Below are 15063 nucleotides of genomic sequence, written 5' to 3'. Positions count from 1 at the left end.
AAGGAGTCACCTTGGCAAGGGCAGGCAACGGACCTCAGCGGTCCAGATAGCGGCCCTGTTCCAGTTCCCGTTCCCGCTGGCACTCGGCCAGATAGATGGCAGCCGCGATGGCCGGGGTCTTGTGGTGCTTGTCGATGGCGTTGGAGACCATCAACTGCAAGGTATTGAGGCTCTTGGCCTTGCGAAACTTGCGCAGCCAGTGACCCTTGTCACCCAACTCTTCACTCAGGGTTTGTGATTCGACAGACATGCTTTCTCTTGGGGCAAAGCCCGTGTTTGACATTGGGGAGGTTGCGACAAACCGGAAGGTGTAAAACAAAGAAAGCCAGGCATCCACCCAGCTCTCTTCTACTACACCTTCCCAGTATGTCAGGCTCGAGGAACGAAGCCGACGACATCATATACGCTGATCAGGGTTTTTTCAGCCCTTTCACGCGCCTTTTGTGCGCCAGCCGCCAAAATGGCCTGCAGATGGGCCTCATCCTGACGCAGCTCGCGGAAGCGCGCCTGGATGGGTTCCAGCAAGGCGACCACGGCATCGGCCGTTTCACTCTTGAGGTGGCCGTACATCTTGCCTTCGAAGTGCTGCTCCAGCTCCGGGATGGAGCGGCCGGTCACACCGGACATCAGGGTCAGCAGATTGGAGACCCCCGGCTTGTTTTCGGGATCAAAACGCACCACGGCCGGCTCGTCGGAGTCGGTCATCGCCCGCTTGATCTTCTTGACGATCTGCTTGGGATCTTCCAGCAAGCCGATGAAGTTGGCCTCGTTGTCGTCGGACTTGGACATCTTCTTGGTCGGGTCCTGCAGGCTCATCACCCGGGCCCCTTCGGTCGGAATGAAGGGTTCCGGCAGGGTGAAGACTTCGCCATAGAGGTTGTTGAAGCGGGTGCAGATGTCGCGGGTCAGCTCCAGATGCTGCTTCTGGTCATTGCCAACCGGCACCTGATTGGCCTGATAAAGCAGAATGTCGGCCGCCATCAGCACCGGATAACCGAACAGGCCGACGTTGACGTTGTTCTCGAAACGAGCGGACTTGTCCTTGAACTGGGTCATGCGCGACAGCTCGCCCATCTGGGTGTAGCAGTTCAGGATCCAGCCGAGCTCGGCGTGCTGGGGCACGTGGGACTGGATGAAGACGGTGCTCTTGGCCGGGTCGATGCCCACCGCCAGATAGAGGGCGGCTGCGTCGAGGCACGCCTTGCGCAAGGCGGCCGGATCCTGGCGGGTGGTGATGGCGTGCAGATCGACGATGCAATAGAGGCAGTCGAAGTCATCCTGCATGCTGACCCACTGACGCAGGGCTCCCATGTAGTTGCCGATGGTCAGCTGGCCCGAGGGTTGGGCACCGCTCAATACGATTGGTTTAGTCATCAGAGTAGTAATCCTTGTTATCCGCCAGCCCGGTCTGGATCAGACCAGCAGGGCGTCGAGTTCGGCAAACTGCTCGCAAACCCAGTCGGGGCGGGAGTCTGCGATAGGGCGGCCATAGTTGTAGCCATAGGTGAGCCCCACCACCTTCATGCCGGCGGCCTGGGCGGCCAGCACGTCATTTTCGGAATCCCCCACCATCAGGGTGCGGGACGGGCTGACACCCAGCTCGTGGCAGGCGTGCAACAGCGGCTCCGGGCTCGGTTTCTTGACGGGTACGCAGTTGCCCCCGAGCCAGAGTGCGAAACAGTCGCTGATGCCGAGGGCCTCCAGAATGGGTTGCACGAAGTGACTCGGTTTGTTGGTCACCACGGCCTGCTGGTAACCCAGCCCCTGCAGACGGCGCAGGCTACGGGCCACTCCGTCATACATGGCCAGGCCTTCCAGCAGACAGGCCTGATAGTGACGGTCGAACAGGGGGCGGGCCTTGGCAAACTGCTCCGGGGCGTCGCGGTAATCGAGAGCCCGCTGGATCAGCTTGTCGGCGCCGTTGCCGACCCAGGTACGCACCACGGCCTCATCGGCCTCGGCCAACCCCAGCTCCGCCAGGGTACGGTTGACCGCCAGCGCCAGTTGCGGGGCGCTGTCAATCAGCGTGCCATCCAGATCGAACAGCACCAGGTCAAAGGGGCGATCAGCGACGGACATGGGCAAGCTCCGCGCGCATCTGGTCGATCACCGCCTTGTAATCCGGCTTGCCGAAGATGGCAGAGCCCGCCACGAACATGTCGGCACCCGCCTCGGCAATCTCGCGAATGTTGTCGACCTTGACCCCGCCATCGATTTCCAGGCGAATGTCGCGGCCGCTCTCGTCGATCAGGCGGCGCACCTGGCGCAGCTTGTCGAGGGTGCCGGGGATGAAGCTCTGACCGCCAAAGCCCGGGTTGACCGACATCAGCAGGATCACGTCCAGCTTGTCCATCACGTACTCCAGGCAGCTGAGCGGGGTCGCGGGGTTCAGCACCAGACCAGCCTGGCAACCCTGCTCCTTGATGAGGCCCAGGGTGCGATCCACGTGATCGGAGGCTTCCGGGTGGAAGGTGATCAGGCTGGCACCGGCCTTGGCAAAATCAGGCACGATGCGATCCACCGGCTTGACCATCAGGTGCACGTCGATGAGCGCTTCGATGCCGTAATCGCGCAGCGCCTGACAGACCATGGGGCCTATGGTCAGGTTGGGGACATAATGGTTGTCCATCACATCGAAATGGACCACGTCGGCCCCGGCGGCCAGCACCTTGGCCACATCCTCACCCAGACGGGCAAAGTCGGCGGAGAGGATAGAGGGGGCAATCAGAAAGTCTTTCATCAGCGTCATCCATTGGCAGCGTGGCAGAAAAAACGGCGCAATTTTATCGCAAAAGGGCGATGAAAACGACCCGCATCTACAGAACACGCCGCTCCGGCACCATGGCTGGCAAACGATGCCAGGCGCGGCTCACGGAATACCAGCGGCAGCATCAGAAATGACAACGGCCCCCTCAGGGACCGTTGTTCACTCAGCCGACGGCAACCAGCTCCGCCTCACCGGGATAATAGCCCTGTTCGGGCTCGATGCCGGGCGGATAGAGCGCCAGCAGCTCGGCCACCTTGTTGCGACCACCGCCGTTGCGGCTGATGGTGCGCTTGACCAGGATCTCGTCGAGCCGGGCGCCACGATAGAGCTCGCGGGTCAACTCGATGTCATGGTTGCTGATGAGCACGGGCACCCCTTTATGGGCGGCGGTGTGGCGAGCCAGCCTGGCCAGCAGCGCCTGATCGTCCAGGGTGAAACCGCCTGCCGAATAGGTGGTGAAACTCGCCGTGGTGGAGAGGGGGGCATAGGGCGGATCGCAGTAGATCACCCAGTCTTCCTCTGCACGGGCCATGGCGTCGGCATAGCTTTCGCAGATGAACGTCGCCTTCTGCGCCTTCTCGGCAAACGCCCACAGCTCTTTCTCCGGGAAGTAGGGTTTCTTGTAGGAACCGAAGGGAACGTTGAACCCCCCCTTCTTGTTGTAACGGCACAAGCCGTTGAAACCATGGCGATTCAAAAACAGGAACAACTGAGCCCGTTCAAACCCGGCAGCGGTCTGGTTGAACTGGGTACGCAGCCGATAATAGGCGGTCTTGTGGTTGTGCTCGGCCACGAACAGCTTGCGGGCCTCGCTGATGAAGCTGTCCGGCTGCTGCTTGAGGTGGTTGTAGAGGCCAATGAGATCCGGATTGATGTCGTTGAGCACATAAGCGTCGTAATCCGTGTTGAGAAACACGGATCCCGCCCCGACGAAGGGCTCCAGCAACACACGCCCAGCCGGCAAACGCTCGGCGATCTCTTCGACCAGGGAGTATTTTCCCCCGGCCCATTTTAAAAACGCGCGTGTTTTTTTCATGGAAGTCCGGTGTTGACAAGGCTATGCCCAAAAAAGGGGGGTGATTCTACCCCCTTCTTCGGGTGGCTGGCTATTGCTTCAATTCTTTTTGTATCTGGGCGAATGACTTGGGCCAGGGTTGTCCCTTGAGCAAGGCAGGCGACAGCTTGCGAATGGCCGCCTTGGCCTGGGCACTGCTGGCGTAGTCCCCCTGCACCACCACATACCAGGGGCTGCCACGGAAGCGGGTCTTGTAAACCCACACCTTGCCCGCCAAGCCATGCTCGGCCACAAAGCTGTCTACCGCCTTGGTGTTGCTCGCCCCCATCAACTGGATGCTGTAGTGATTCTTCGGCTTCTTGTTGAGAGTCGCCACCGGCGTCAACGCCACCTTGGCCGCCGGGGCCGCGACCGGCGCTGTCTGCGCGCCACTGGCCGGTTGAGCCTCTGTTCGCGGGGCACTGTTCGGAGCCGGATTCTTGACCTGGGCCGTCGTTCCGGTCGGGACCGCACGGGAACTGCCCCCTACCAGCTCATCCACCACGGCCGTGGGCAAGGCGCCGCTGACGTTCGGCTGGTTCATCAATTTCTCGACCACTTCGTCGGAGATGACGACCCGGCGCCCCTCATAGTTGGTTGACTCCGTGGTGACCGTCTCGCTCTCGACCTTCTTGGGCAAGGGCTTGGCATCGGACTGCCAATCGCGGGCAACCTGATTCCCTGACGGGATGGCAGTGGCGCCACTGCTCGTCTGAGTACTCAAGGCCCCGCTCGCCGCACCGACGTTCACAGGATCGCTTGAGACGGGATCGGGCAACGCCGTCCCCTGGGACGGTGCCTGGGCGGGGTCCTGGCCTGCATTGTCGAACAGGGGCAGATAGCTCAGGGCCAGCAACCCGCCCGCCACCAGGGCAAGCACGATCGCTATCTTCTTGACGGGCAACTCGGCCTGACGTTTCTTGGGCCTTCTGTCGGTCATGGTATCCTCCAGTAACTGCATGATGGCTGACGGATGTCCGCCCGCCCCATTCAGGATCTCTTCCACTTTCGGCTTGGGCAAGAGGGCAGTCGGGATCTTGAGCTCTTTGGCCTTCTCATACAAGAAGATACGTTGCTCAGGAGCACTCAGTGGCGCGACCTCCAGCTCGAGGGCTGGCATGGCTCGTCCCTTGAGGAGCGCCTTCTGGTTGCGACACCAGGCGTCATCACCCGAGAGCAGGATGGCCAGTTTATGAGGAGATGCCAGGGTATCGTTGTGACGACAGAGCGCCCACAACTCCCCCACCAGCTCGGCAGGCAAGGTATCGGCACGTTCGATGATGAGCAGCAGTCTGGCAGGCTTGTCACCTACCATGCGAAAGAAGCTGTCCGCCAGGGCATCCTGCGCGTTGAACAGGGGACGTGCCACCACCTGCTGCAACAGCAACTGGCGCACATCCGCCATCTTCATGGACGGGCTGCCGATGAGGCTGGCCACCCGCACCGCATCGGGCAGTTGGGCAAGCAGCGACTCGCACAGTGTGCCACGGCCACTGCCTGGCTTGCCGGAGAGAAAAACAAAGGGGTGGTTGAACTCGATCAGGTGCAGCAGCCGGTCAACCAACTGCCGCTGAGAAGGCAGTTTGAGCAATTTATTAGTGGTCACGACCAGACTCGATCACCGCCATCAATTGCGCATCCGTCACATCGGCCACGACCTGGGCCTGTCCGATCCCGATCGGCAGCACCAGCCTCAGTTTGCCTTCCAGCACCTTCTTGTCACGGCGCATATGGCGAATGAAGGCGGCAAAATCCATATCGGACGGTGCCTTGACCGGCAAATCGGCGGCCAACAGCAGATCGCGAACTCGTGCCACCTCTTGCGCCGTCATGTCGCCACGGGCCAGGGCCGTCTCGGCCGCCAGCATGGTTCCCGCCGCCACGGCTTCACCGTGCAGCCAGTTGCCATAACCCTTCTCCGCCTCGATGGCATGGCCGAAGGTATGTCCCAGGTTCAGCAAGGCGCGCACGCCGTGCTCGGTCTCGTCCTGACCGACCACATCGGCCTTGATCTCGCAGCAGCGGCGAATGGCATAGGAGAGTGCATCACCGTCGAGGCGCTGCAGGCGAGTCATGTTGGTTTCGAGCCAGGAGAAGAAGGCGGCATCCCAGATGATGCCGTATTTGATCACCTCGGCCATGCCGGCGGCAAATTCCCGGGCAGGCAGGGTCTTGAGGCAGTCGGTATCGATGATCACATGCTTGGGCTGATAGAAGGCACCCACCATGTTCTTGCCGAGGGGATGGTTGACGGCGGTCTTGCCGCCGACGGAAGAGTCAACCTGGGAGAGCAGCGTGGTAGGCACCTGAATAAACGGAATGCCTCGTTGGTAGCTTGCCGCAGCAAAGCCGACAACATCACCTATCACACCGCCCCCCAGAGCGATCAGAGTGGTATCACGACCATGACTGGTTTCCAGCAGAGCAGACATGATCCGCTCGAAGGTCGCCAGGGTTTTGTAGGCCTCGCCATCGGGCAGGATCAGGTGTTCCACCTGAAAACCGGACAGCAACTGAATGATCTGTTCAAGATACAGGGGCGCGACCACGGTATTGGTCACTATCATGACCCGCTTGCCCTTGATCGTCTGCGCCAGTACCTCGGGGCGTTGCAGCAGACCGGCAGCTATCTCTATCGGGTAGCTGCGTTCACCCAGTTCGACCTTCAACCTTTCCATGGACGTCCTCTAATGAATTACATACCAATCAACTTGACGATTTGATTAGCGACAACTTTGGCACTCTGGTCATCCGTCTGGATGACAAAATCGGCAACCTCTTCGTACAGGGCGTTGCGCTCTTGCGCAAGACGCTCAAGCACTTCACGGGGCGGCTCTTCGGTTTGCAGCAAGGGACGACGCTTGTCTCTCTGGGTTCGCGCCAATTGCTTTTCAATGGTGGTTTCGAGGTAGACCACGATGCCGCGTGCGGAGAGTTTGTTGCGGGTTTCACGGCTCTTGATGGCACCGCCACCCGTTGCCAGCACGATACCCTGCTGTTCGGCGAGCTCACCGATCACCTTCTCTTCGCGGATCCGGAAGCCTTCTTCGCCTTCAACATCGAACACCCAGCCGATATCGGCACCACTGCGGCGCTCAATCTCATGATCTGAGTCGAAAAACTCCATGTGCAGTTGTTCTGCCAGATGTCTACCTATGGTGCTCTTGCCCGCACCCATGGGACCTATCAGGAAAATATTGCGTTTCTCAGCCATGTCTTTTCGTTAGTAATTACAAACTGTATGGCCCCGGTAAACACTCGACCGGGGTACCTATGAACCTTATCTTGCGTTGGATCAGGAGGGGGATTATCTCAGTAGAAACCAGGACTGGCAACCGCAGCCCTTACGCCCCAGCCTCATCGGGGCGTAAGGTTATATGTGTTTTACTCTCACAAGTAAAGTTTTCAGAGGGCGTCGGTCACTATCCTCGGGGTCACGAAGATCAGCAGTTCACGCTTCTTGTTTTCACTGGTGGTTTTCTTGAACAGATAGCCCAACCCGGGGATATCCCCCAGCAGCGGCACCTTACTGACATCGCTCTTGATGGTCTGTTGATAGATGCCGCCAAGCACCAGAGTTTCACCGTTGTTGACCAACACCTGGGTGGTGATGGACTGAGCGTTGATGGACACCGCATCCCCGGTTCCGGTCGGCACGGTTTCCCCCTTGGTATCCTGAGTCACGGTCAAGTCCAGAATCACCCTGTTGTCCGGGGTGATCTGCGGTGTGACCTTGAGGCTCAGCACCGCCTTCTTGAAGGTGACCGAGGTCGCCCCGCTCGAAGAGGACTCCACATAGGGGATCTCGGTCCCCTGCTCGATCAGGGCCGGCTTCTGGTTGGCCGTGGTGACACGCGGACTGGCGATGATCTCGGCCTTGCTCTCCTTTTCCAGAGCTGAGAGCTCAAGATCCAGAAGAGTACCATTGGCAAGACGGGCGACCTGGAACGCCAGCGTGCCGGCCGCGTTGGTCACCGGCAGGTTAACGTTGAGTCTGTCTTCTACGTTGGGGCGAGTGATGGTGGAACTGCCATCATTGTTTCCGGCGCCATCATTACCCTCTATGGTGCCTGAGGTGCCGTTGCCATGACCGTCTGTCTTGGTCACCCCCCAGCGCACCCCCAGAGCCTCATCGAAGCCATCATCAATGGTCACCATGCGCGCCTCGATCACCACCTGCTTGACCGGGATATCGAGGATATCCAGCATCCGCTTGACGTTGCTGATGACATCCGCCGTGTCCTTGACCACCAGCACGTTGGTACGTTCATCCACGCTGACCGCCCCTCTGGGGGAGAGCAGCTTGGTACTCTCGGAGGAGAGCAGGGCCGCCACTTCCGATGCCTTGGCATAGTTGATCTGCAGATACTCGGTGTAGAGGGGAGCGAGATCCGCCACCTGGTTGCGGCTCTCCATCTGCTGTTTCTCGCGAGCGGCAATCTCGTCCGCCGGCGCCACCAGCAGGATGTTGTTGTCCAGCCGTTTGTCCAGCCCTCTGACCTTGAGGATGATGTCCAGCGCCTGCTCCCAGGGCACGCCATCGAGACGCAGCGTGATGTTGCCGGAGACCGAGTCCGTGGTCACCAGGTTCAGATTGTTGAAATCGGCGATGATCTGCAACACGGTACGAACAGGAATATCCTGGAAGTTCAATGAGATGGGCTTGCCTTGGTACTGCTTCGCCGCCGTGGTGGCCACCCGTTTTTTCACCTCGATGATGAACATCTTGTTGGCCTGATCGTAACGGTAGTCAAACTGGCCGTTCACCGAGAGCTCGAACAGGGTGTCATTGCCCTGGCGGAACACCTCCACCTGGGAGACCGGGGTAGCAAAGTCCTGCACATTGATGAGGTTGAGCTGATCATCAGGTACCCGGGTACCGTGGAACTTGGCCAGCACTTTCTGACCACGGCTGCTGACATCCACCGCCGCCGAACTGTTGTCCAGCGTCACGAGGAACTCCCCCTGCCCTTCCTTGCCACGGCGAAAATCCACGCCCTTGACCGAGTTGAAGTAGGCCCCCCCCATGTTTGCCTGAGACACGGACAACACCGGCTTGCCGGGGGCAACGGGCGAAGGAGCCACAGTAGGTGTGGAAGCCATGGCCGGCTGAGCCTGATATTGGGACTGGTTCTGGGCAACTCGCTGGGTGTCAATCAGCGCAGATTGGGTCACCGGCTGGCTTCTGACGAGCGCAGACTGGCTGGCTGCAACAGGCGCCGCCGAGGAAGCGACCGGCTGCCCTGCCTTGTCTCCCAGCGCCACCAGCAATTTATTGCCCTGCTGATGGACCTGATAGGGGGTGAGCTGATCGAGGGCGATCTTGATGTCGAGCCCCTGCCCCTTCCCCTCCACCAGGAGGTTGTTCACCCCTTGCTGCTTGATGGGCAGGGGATTGACCGTCAGGGCACCGATGGCCCCGGGTACGTGCAGCAGAAGCTGATTGGGTTCATAGGTCAACCTGTCCGTAAAACCGCTGACCGGTTCGCTGAAGCTGAGCTCCAGCAGGAGTTGATCGGCCAGCAGGGGATTCACCTTGACCTCCTGCAACGCGGGTACTGCCCACACCTGAGTGCATCCGCCCAGCCACAGCAGCGCCACACCGGTCATCCTTCTTATTGTTGTTCTCATCTCTGCTCATCCCTGATCATAGTTTTGCGTCGAGATTGGCCATGGCCAGCTGGGTTTCTCGGGTGACCCAGCATCCTTTGCCATCCGGTACCGTCTCCATCAAGTCAACATGCGTGTTCGTTATCTTGATGACCCTGCCCTGATCCAGCCCCATGTGCTGGTTGAGCCCGACGCGCACGGCTTGCCCGTCCGGGGTTTTGATCAATGCCCACAACTGCCCCTGCTTGCCGATGGAGCCTTTCATGCTCAGGCTGGCAAGCGAGTAGCGTTCCAGCACCTCCTTTTCCCGATTGGCCACTATCTGGGCACAGTCCGGCTTGGCCTTGGCGTCCAGCCTGGAACTGGTTTCCGGCTGGGGTGCAATGAACGGGCTGCGCTGATCGCTGCGTTGATAGACCATGGGAGAGAAGGGCTTTATCTCCGGCAAAGGTTCGATCGGTACCGGCTTTCTGGCCTTGGTCTGTTTGACATATTCATCCATGTCCTCCTGTCCCCCACAGGCCGTCAACAGCAGCGCCGACAAGAGAAGTACGCCCGCTCTCATGCTCATGGCTTTTTCTCCACGGTTTTGCCGTTGTACTTGTAGGTCTTGGCCTGCATGGACATACCGATCAGCTCCCCCCCCTTCCCCTGGCTGAGCTGGAAAGAATCCAGGATCACGATGCGCGGCAAAGCAGCCATGTCCGCCGTGAACTTGCCAAGTTCGTGATAGGTGCCCACGACCTCGATGCGCATGGGCAGCTCGGTGGAGAACTCGTGTTTCACCTCTGGCTCCCAGTTGATCCTGTTCAATGTCAAACCGTTGTCGGTGGCAATGAAGCTGATGTCATCCAGCAAACCGGCGACTTCGTGGGTGTTGGGCAGCTGTTTGAGCTGGGTGTCGACCAGATGTTCCAGCTGGACCATCTGCTTTCTGTATGCTTCCAGGTTCGCGGCCAGCATGGCCTTGCTCTCGAATTGTCCCTTGAGCTCGGTCTCTTTTGCGGCTTCACGACCCAGAGCCGCCAGGGAATTGGCAATCACGTAGTAATAGAGTGCCCCGCCAAGCAGAGCACTGCAGAAGAAGACAAAGATGCCCTTGGCGATCGGCGGCCAGCGGGCAATGTCATTGAGATCCAGGTCGTTGAGTTGTTGCAGGTTCATTTTTGCCCCTTAGCCACGTTGGGTAGCGCCGTGGCAATCTGGAACATCATGGAGAACTGGCTCAGGGCGATGGGGGCCACCTCGGCCGTGAAAATGGTGCTGAGCTGGGATTGTGTCAGCCAGCCGGAACCGTCGATTCGGCGCATCATGCTGGCTACCCTGCCATAGGCTTCAGTCTTTCCCTTCACGTCTATCTTGTTGTTTTGCAGAGCAAGGCTATCAAGATACACCCCGTTGGGGACCAGCACCGGCAGCTGATTGAACAGACGCACAGGGATGTTGCGGCGCATCTGCAACTGCTCGATGAGTTGCATGCGGTCAATCAACTCCTTGCGCCGTTCCTTGAGAAGCCTGATCTCCCCAAGCTGGGTGTCCAGGGTTGCCATCTCCTGCTGCAACCGCTGATTGCGCTGCTGCTGGTAACCGATCTGCTGCTGCACCAGCCAGTCTGCGGCAAAGGCGATGGCTGCCGTCCCCGCCAGGAACAGACCGAACAGGATGCCGAATTGTTTCTTCTGACGCTGCGCCCGAGCCTGCCGCCAGGGCAGAAGGTTTATATTTGACATGGTGTGAAGCTCCTCAGTGCCAGCCCGAGCGCCGTCATGTACTTGGCCCCATGAGTCAGCCCCCCCTCTCCCTGCGGCTTGCCAAAGAGTGCAAAGGGATCGGGATGCAGCACCTCGCAGTTGAGCTCGCTGCCGATTTGTCCGGCCAGCCCCGGCAGCAGGCTACCCCCTCCGGTCAGCACCAGCCTGGAGAGCTCCTTGTTCCCCGAAGAGCTGCAAAACAGCTGCACGTTGCGCCGTATCTGCAACACCAGGGTGCTGAGGTGAGGCAACAGGACATCCACCTCATGATCCGCAGGCAAGGAGCCCTGGAGCTTGGCCAGTTCCGCCTCTTCCATACTCATGCTGTAAAAAGAGGCTAATGCCTGGCTGTATTGATCACCACCAAAATTCTGCAACCGGGAATAGATGACCTGGCCCCGTAGCAGGGCGGCGAAAGTCAGGGCGCTGGCACCGATGTCGACGATGCCAACCGGTTTCTCCGAGGTTTGCAGGTCGGGCAGGCAGGCCAGCACGGCGCGTCCGAGCGCATGGGCCCCCACATCCACCACCATGGTCGTCATGCCTGCCTCCGTCAGGGCACTGACCCGGCCACTGACGCTCTCGGTCCGCGCGGCACTGAGCAGGACCTCCTGACGCCCGTTGTCGCCCGCCATGCCGAGGATTTCAAAATCCAGGCTCACTTCATCGAGGGGAAAGGGGATGAGCTGCTCAGCCTCCAGGTGAACCTGGTTCTCCAGCTCGCTCTCGTTGATGTTGGTATCGACCTGAATGATCTTGGTGATGACGTTGGAACCGGTCACGGCCGTGGCCACGTTCTGGCAATCCCCTTGCACGAGCCGCTTGAGCGACTTGAGAGACTGACTGACCCGTTCAATGTCCTGAAGTTGATAGTCGACCAGCGTTCCTCTTGGCATGGGGATCTCGGCAACCGAGCCGAGGTGCACCTTGCCGGGACGTCCGCTGATGGTGACGGCCTTGATGGTTTGACTGCCAAAATCAATGCCCGCCATGGAGACGAGGGATCCCTTACTTAATAGCCCAAACATATACACATCCATGCGTTATTGGGTTTTCGGACTTATTGTAGGACAGCGCGTCATGATGTGACGGCTTAACTCAATATAATGCTCTATCTATCAATGTCATAAAGTTTGTGTCAAAAGTTGACGCTCCTCTCCTTTCGGCCTTGATTGCGGCCCCCTTGGTAATTGTGCCCTGGAGTGCTACCCTCCCGCCTCTTCTCGGGGTCGCCTGTTTGCGGACAGGAAAACCTCGAATCCGCGAGGGTAAAAAGGCTATACTCTGCGCCCGTTGGCTAATTTTAAGACGATTGGTAGTTCTTCCATGCTGAAATGGCTCGTTCGCCTGTTTATTGTCATGATGCTGGGTGCTGTGCTGGGCGTTGCCAGCCTCATCGGCATCTACTTCTACATCAAGCCCCAGTTGCCGGACGTCAGCGCCTTGCGCGATGTCAAACTGGCTACCCCCATGAAGGTCTACAGCCGGGATGGGGAATTGATCTCCCAGTTTGGCGAAATTCGTCGCATCCCCCTGCGGCTGGACGAAATTCCCCATTCCATGATCGATGCCGTACTCGCCACCGAAGATGCCCGCTTCTATGAGCACCCGGGCATTGACCCCATCGGCATCATCCGTGCCGCCACCGTCTGGGCCGTCTCCGGCCAGGCGCGTCAGGGCGCCAGTACCATTACCCAGCAGGTGGCCCGCAACTTCTTCCTGAGCAACGAGAAGACTCTTGTACGCAAGATCAAGGAAGTATTCCTCGCCTGGCGTATCGAGCAGAACCTCTCCAAGGACGAGATCCTCACCCTCTATCTCAACAAGATCCCCCTCGGCTACCGGGCATTCGGGGTCGGCGCGGCCGCCCAGGTCTACTTCGGCAAGGAGGTCAAGGATCTGACCCTGGACGAGATCGCCATCATCGCGGGTCTCCCCAAGGCCCCCTCCATGCTGAACCCGATCCGCTCCCCGGAGCGCGCCTTCGCTCGCCGCAACGTGGTACTGGGTCGCATGCTGGAAACCGGCAAGATCACCCAGGCCCAGTATGACGAAGCCTCCAAGATGCCGGTCAAGGCCCGTTTTCACGGTGCCGAAACTACGCTGAACGCCCCCTATCTGAGCGAGATGGTACGCCAGAAGATGGTGGAGCAGTTTGGTGAAGATGCCTACACCATGGGGCTGCACGTCTACACCACCGTCACCGCCAAGCGTCAGCGCGCCGCCCATCAGGCGCTGCTGGATGGTGTCTTCGACTACGACACCCGCCACGGCTACCGTGGCCCGACCGCCTTGCTGTGGAAAGCCGGTGAAACGGCCTGGGACTACGAGCAGATCATGGCCCATCTGGCCAAGCAGCCGACCTATCAGCCCCTGATGGCCGCCGTGGTCACCCAGCTCGGCGACAAGAGCGCCACCCTGGTGCTCAAGAATGGCAAACAGGCCGAACTGGGCTGGAATGGCATCAAGTGGGCGCGCGCCTTCATCACCGACGATCGCCAGGGTTTTGCCCCGAAATCGGCGCGGGATGTACTCAAAGTCGGCGCCCAGATCTGGGTCAGGGAGAAAGGGGAAGAGTTGCTGCTCTCCCAGATCCCCGACGTCAACGCCGCCCTGGTGGCCATGAACCCTCAAGACGGCGCCATCGAGGCCCTGGTCGGCGGCTTCAGCTTCGAGCTCTCCAAGTTCAACCGGGTCGATCAGGCCCGTCGTCAGGTCGGCTCCAACATCAAGCCTTTCCTCTATGCCACCGCGCTGGAGCAGGGCTATACCCTGGCGTCCCTCATCAACGATGCACCGATCAACCAGTGGGATCCTGCCAAGGGCCCCATGTGGCAGCCCAAGAACTCGCCCGCCATCTATGAAGGGCCGACTACCTTGCGCCTCGGCCTTGCCAAGTCCAAGAACGTGATGTCGGTCCGCCTGATGCGCGCCATCGGGCTGGATACCTATATCGACGGCCTGACCCGCTTCGGCTTCGCCCGTGATCACATTTCCGCCAATGAATCCCTGGCGCTGGGTGCGGCGGAGTTTACCCCGCTGGAAGTGGTGCGCGGCTACTCGGTGCTGGCCAATGGCGGCTTCCAGGTCACCCCCTACTTCATCACCGAAGTGACCGACAGCTTCGGCACTCCCCTGTTCGAGGCCAACCCGGCCGCTGCCTGCCGCGACTGCGGCGTGCTGGCCGCCGCCGGTCTCGACAGCGCGGATGCCTATGCCAATACCACGGCAGACTGGAAGGCCCAGTGCCCCATCGATCCTGTCGTGCCCAACAACATGGCACCGCAGACCATCAGTGCCCAGAGCGCCTTCCTCATCACCGACACCCTGACCACCGCCATCTGGGGTGGCAATGGCTGGCGTGGTACCGGCTGGCGGGCAGCCCGTGACCTCAAGCGTCACGACATCTCGGGCAAGACGGGGACCACCAACGAATCCCGGGATGCCTGGTTCTCCGGCTATACCCCGAATCTGGTGGCCACCTCCTGGATCGGTTTTGACAATCACCAGCGCGGTCTGGGCCGGGCCGAGTTTGGCGGCGGCGCCGCCCAGCCCATCTGGATTGACTTCATGAAGACGGCTCTGCACCAGGTGCCCGAACGCAAGATGCCGGTCCCCGAAGGGATCATGCAGGTCCGCATCGATCGTGAAACCGGTCTGCTGACCAATCGCGCCGATGGCAGTACCACGGAGGAGTTCTTCAAAGAGGGCACAGAGCCCACCCGCTACGCGAGCCAGATCTCCGATGGCAACCAGGTGTATGGCGGTGACGATGCGACCACAGACGGTCCCGTCTCCACCGACGACATCTTCTAGGTCCCCCTGGAAACAACAAAAACCGGCGCCCAGGCGTCGGTTTTTGTTTCGGGATGACGAGCGGG

Annotated in this window: 14 protein-coding genes; 1 reads left to right on the top strand and 13 read right to left on the bottom strand. The window is 59.9% G+C overall.

The window, feature by feature from the left end; translation table 11 throughout:
- Positions 1 to 34 precede the first annotated feature (34 nt).
- From BGO64_RS08170 to tapM, 13 genes are all read right to left on the bottom strand, one after another.
- Complete coding sequence (locus tag BGO64_RS08170; RefSeq protein ID WP_010673831.1) at positions 35 to 250, bottom strand: hypothetical protein; 216 nt, start codon at positions 248 to 250, stop codon at positions 35 to 37.
- A 119-nt stretch (positions 251 to 369) separates the two neighbouring features.
- Positions 370 to 1374: a tryptophan--tRNA ligase gene (gene trpS, locus BGO64_RS08165; protein WP_010673830.1), complete on the bottom strand. Its 1005-nt coding sequence runs from the start codon at positions 1372 to 1374 to the stop codon at positions 370 to 372.
- Positions 1375 to 1413: 39 nt separating this feature from the next.
- Complete coding sequence (locus BGO64_RS08160; protein WP_049636543.1) at positions 1414 to 2079, bottom strand: phosphoglycolate phosphatase; 666 nt, start codon at positions 2077 to 2079, stop codon at positions 1414 to 1416.
- On the bottom strand, positions 2066 to 2740 hold the full coding sequence (rpe, locus tag BGO64_RS08155; protein ID WP_041212569.1) for a ribulose-phosphate 3-epimerase: 675 nt from the start codon (positions 2738 to 2740) through the stop codon (positions 2066 to 2068). Before rpe ends, BGO64_RS08160 begins: the two co-directional genes overlap by 14 nt.
- 190 nt (positions 2741 to 2930) lie before the next feature.
- Positions 2931 to 3803 carry a Dam family site-specific DNA-(adenine-N6)-methyltransferase gene (locus BGO64_RS08150; protein ID WP_029314124.1) on the bottom strand — a complete coding sequence of 291 codons (873 nt, stop codon included), beginning with the start codon at positions 3801 to 3803 and terminating at the stop codon, positions 2931 to 2933.
- Positions 3804 to 3873: 70 nt separating this feature from the next.
- On the bottom strand, positions 3874 to 5427 hold the full coding sequence (locus tag BGO64_RS08145; protein ID WP_286700440.1) for an SPOR domain-containing protein: 1554 nt from the start codon (positions 5425 to 5427) through the stop codon (positions 3874 to 3876).
- Positions 5417 to 6499: a 3-dehydroquinate synthase gene (gene aroB, locus BGO64_RS08140; RefSeq protein WP_286700439.1), complete on the bottom strand. Its 1083-nt coding sequence runs from the start codon at positions 6497 to 6499 to the stop codon at positions 5417 to 5419. Before aroB ends, BGO64_RS08145 begins: the two co-directional genes overlap by 11 nt.
- Positions 6500 to 6516: 17 nt before the next feature.
- Positions 6517 to 7035, bottom strand: a complete 519-nt coding sequence (aroK, locus tag BGO64_RS08135) for a shikimate kinase AroK (protein ID WP_010673824.1) — start codon at positions 7033 to 7035, stop codon at positions 6517 to 6519.
- Between the two features lie 191 nt (positions 7036 to 7226).
- Positions 7227 to 9452 (bottom strand): type IV pilus secretin PilQ, encoded by a 2226-nt coding sequence (locus BGO64_RS08130; protein ID WP_286700438.1) that lies wholly within the window; start codon positions 9450 to 9452, stop codon positions 7227 to 7229.
- A 16-nt stretch (positions 9453 to 9468) separates the two neighbouring features.
- Positions 9469 to 9996, bottom strand: coding sequence for a pilus assembly protein PilP (locus tag BGO64_RS08125; protein ID WP_039039609.1), 528 nt, complete (start codon positions 9994 to 9996; stop codon positions 9469 to 9471).
- A 2-nt stretch (positions 9997 to 9998) separates the two neighbouring features.
- Positions 9999 to 10595: a PilO family type IV pilus biogenesis protein TapO gene (tapO, locus tag BGO64_RS08120; RefSeq protein WP_183148804.1), complete on the bottom strand. Its 597-nt coding sequence runs from the start codon at positions 10593 to 10595 to the stop codon at positions 9999 to 10001.
- A complete protein-coding gene (gene tapN, locus BGO64_RS08115; protein WP_039039579.1) occupies positions 10592 to 11161 on the bottom strand; it encodes a PilN family type IV pilus biogenesis protein TapN in 570 nt (189 codons plus the stop codon). The genes tapO and tapN overlap by 4 nt, the downstream gene beginning before the upstream one ends.
- Positions 11149 to 12210, bottom strand: a complete 1062-nt coding sequence (tapM, locus tag BGO64_RS08110; protein ID WP_041212565.1) for a PilM family type IVa pilus assembly protein TapM — start codon at positions 12208 to 12210, stop codon at positions 11149 to 11151. Before tapM ends, tapN begins: the two co-directional genes overlap by 13 nt.
- Before the next feature lie 298 nt (positions 12211 to 12508).
- On the opposite strand from tapM, the gene BGO64_RS08105 reads away from it, so the two are divergent.
- The gene (locus tag BGO64_RS08105) at positions 12509 to 14998 is read left to right on the top strand and encodes a penicillin-binding protein 1A (protein WP_286700437.1); all 2490 of its coding nucleotides are present in this window, start codon (positions 12509 to 12511) and stop codon (positions 14996 to 14998) included.
- Positions 14999 to 15063 lie beyond the last annotated feature (65 nt).

The sequence above is a fragment of the Aeromonas sp. 62-46 genome (assembly GCF_001898585.1).
Taxonomy (GTDB): domain Bacteria; phylum Pseudomonadota; class Gammaproteobacteria; order Enterobacterales; family Aeromonadaceae; genus Aeromonas; species Aeromonas caviae.
The sequence above is the reverse complement of the archived record's forward strand: the minus strand, read 5'-3'. Positions and strand labels throughout refer to the sequence as shown.

Excerpts from the sequence above, each read along its gene's own strand:
- BGO64_RS08105 (WP_286700437.1), top strand. The coding sequence starts at position 12,509 with ATGCTGAAATGGCTCGTTCGCCTGTTTATTGTCATGATGCTGGGTGCT.
- BGO64_RS08170 (WP_010673831.1), bottom strand. The coding sequence starts at position 250 with ATGTCTGTCGAATCACAAACCCTGAGTGAAGAGTTGGGTGACAAGGGT.
- aroB (WP_286700439.1), bottom strand. The coding sequence starts at position 6,499 with ATGGAAAGGTTGAAGGTCGAACTGGGTGAACGCAGCTACCCGATAGAG.
- tapN (WP_039039579.1), bottom strand. The coding sequence starts at position 11,161 with ATGTCAAATATAAACCTTCTGCCCTGGCGGCAGGCTCGGGCGCAGCGT.
- tapM (WP_041212565.1), bottom strand. The coding sequence starts at position 12,210 with ATGTTTGGGCTATTAAGTAAGGGATCCCTCGTCTCCATGGCGGGCATT.
- BGO64_RS08130 (WP_286700438.1), bottom strand. The coding sequence starts at position 9,452 with ATGAGAACAACAATAAGAAGGATGACCGGTGTGGCGCTGCTGTGGCTG.
- BGO64_RS08150 (WP_029314124.1), bottom strand. The coding sequence starts at position 3,803 with ATGAAAAAAACACGCGCGTTTTTAAAATGGGCCGGGGGAAAATACTCC.
- BGO64_RS08125 (WP_039039609.1), bottom strand. The coding sequence starts at position 9,996 with ATGAGAGCGGGCGTACTTCTCTTGTCGGCGCTGCTGTTGACGGCCTGT.
- aroK (WP_010673824.1), bottom strand. The coding sequence starts at position 7,035 with ATGGCTGAGAAACGCAATATTTTCCTGATAGGTCCCATGGGTGCGGGC.
- tapO (WP_183148804.1), bottom strand. The coding sequence starts at position 10,595 with ATGAACCTGCAACAACTCAACGACCTGGATCTCAATGACATTGCCCGC.
- rpe (WP_041212569.1), bottom strand. The coding sequence starts at position 2,740 with ATGAAAGACTTTCTGATTGCCCCCTCTATCCTCTCCGCCGACTTTGCC.
- BGO64_RS08160 (WP_049636543.1), bottom strand. The coding sequence starts at position 2,079 with ATGTCCGTCGCTGATCGCCCCTTTGACCTGGTGCTGTTCGATCTGGAT.
- trpS (WP_010673830.1), bottom strand. The coding sequence starts at position 1,374 with ATGACTAAACCAATCGTATTGAGCGGTGCCCAACCCTCGGGCCAGCTG.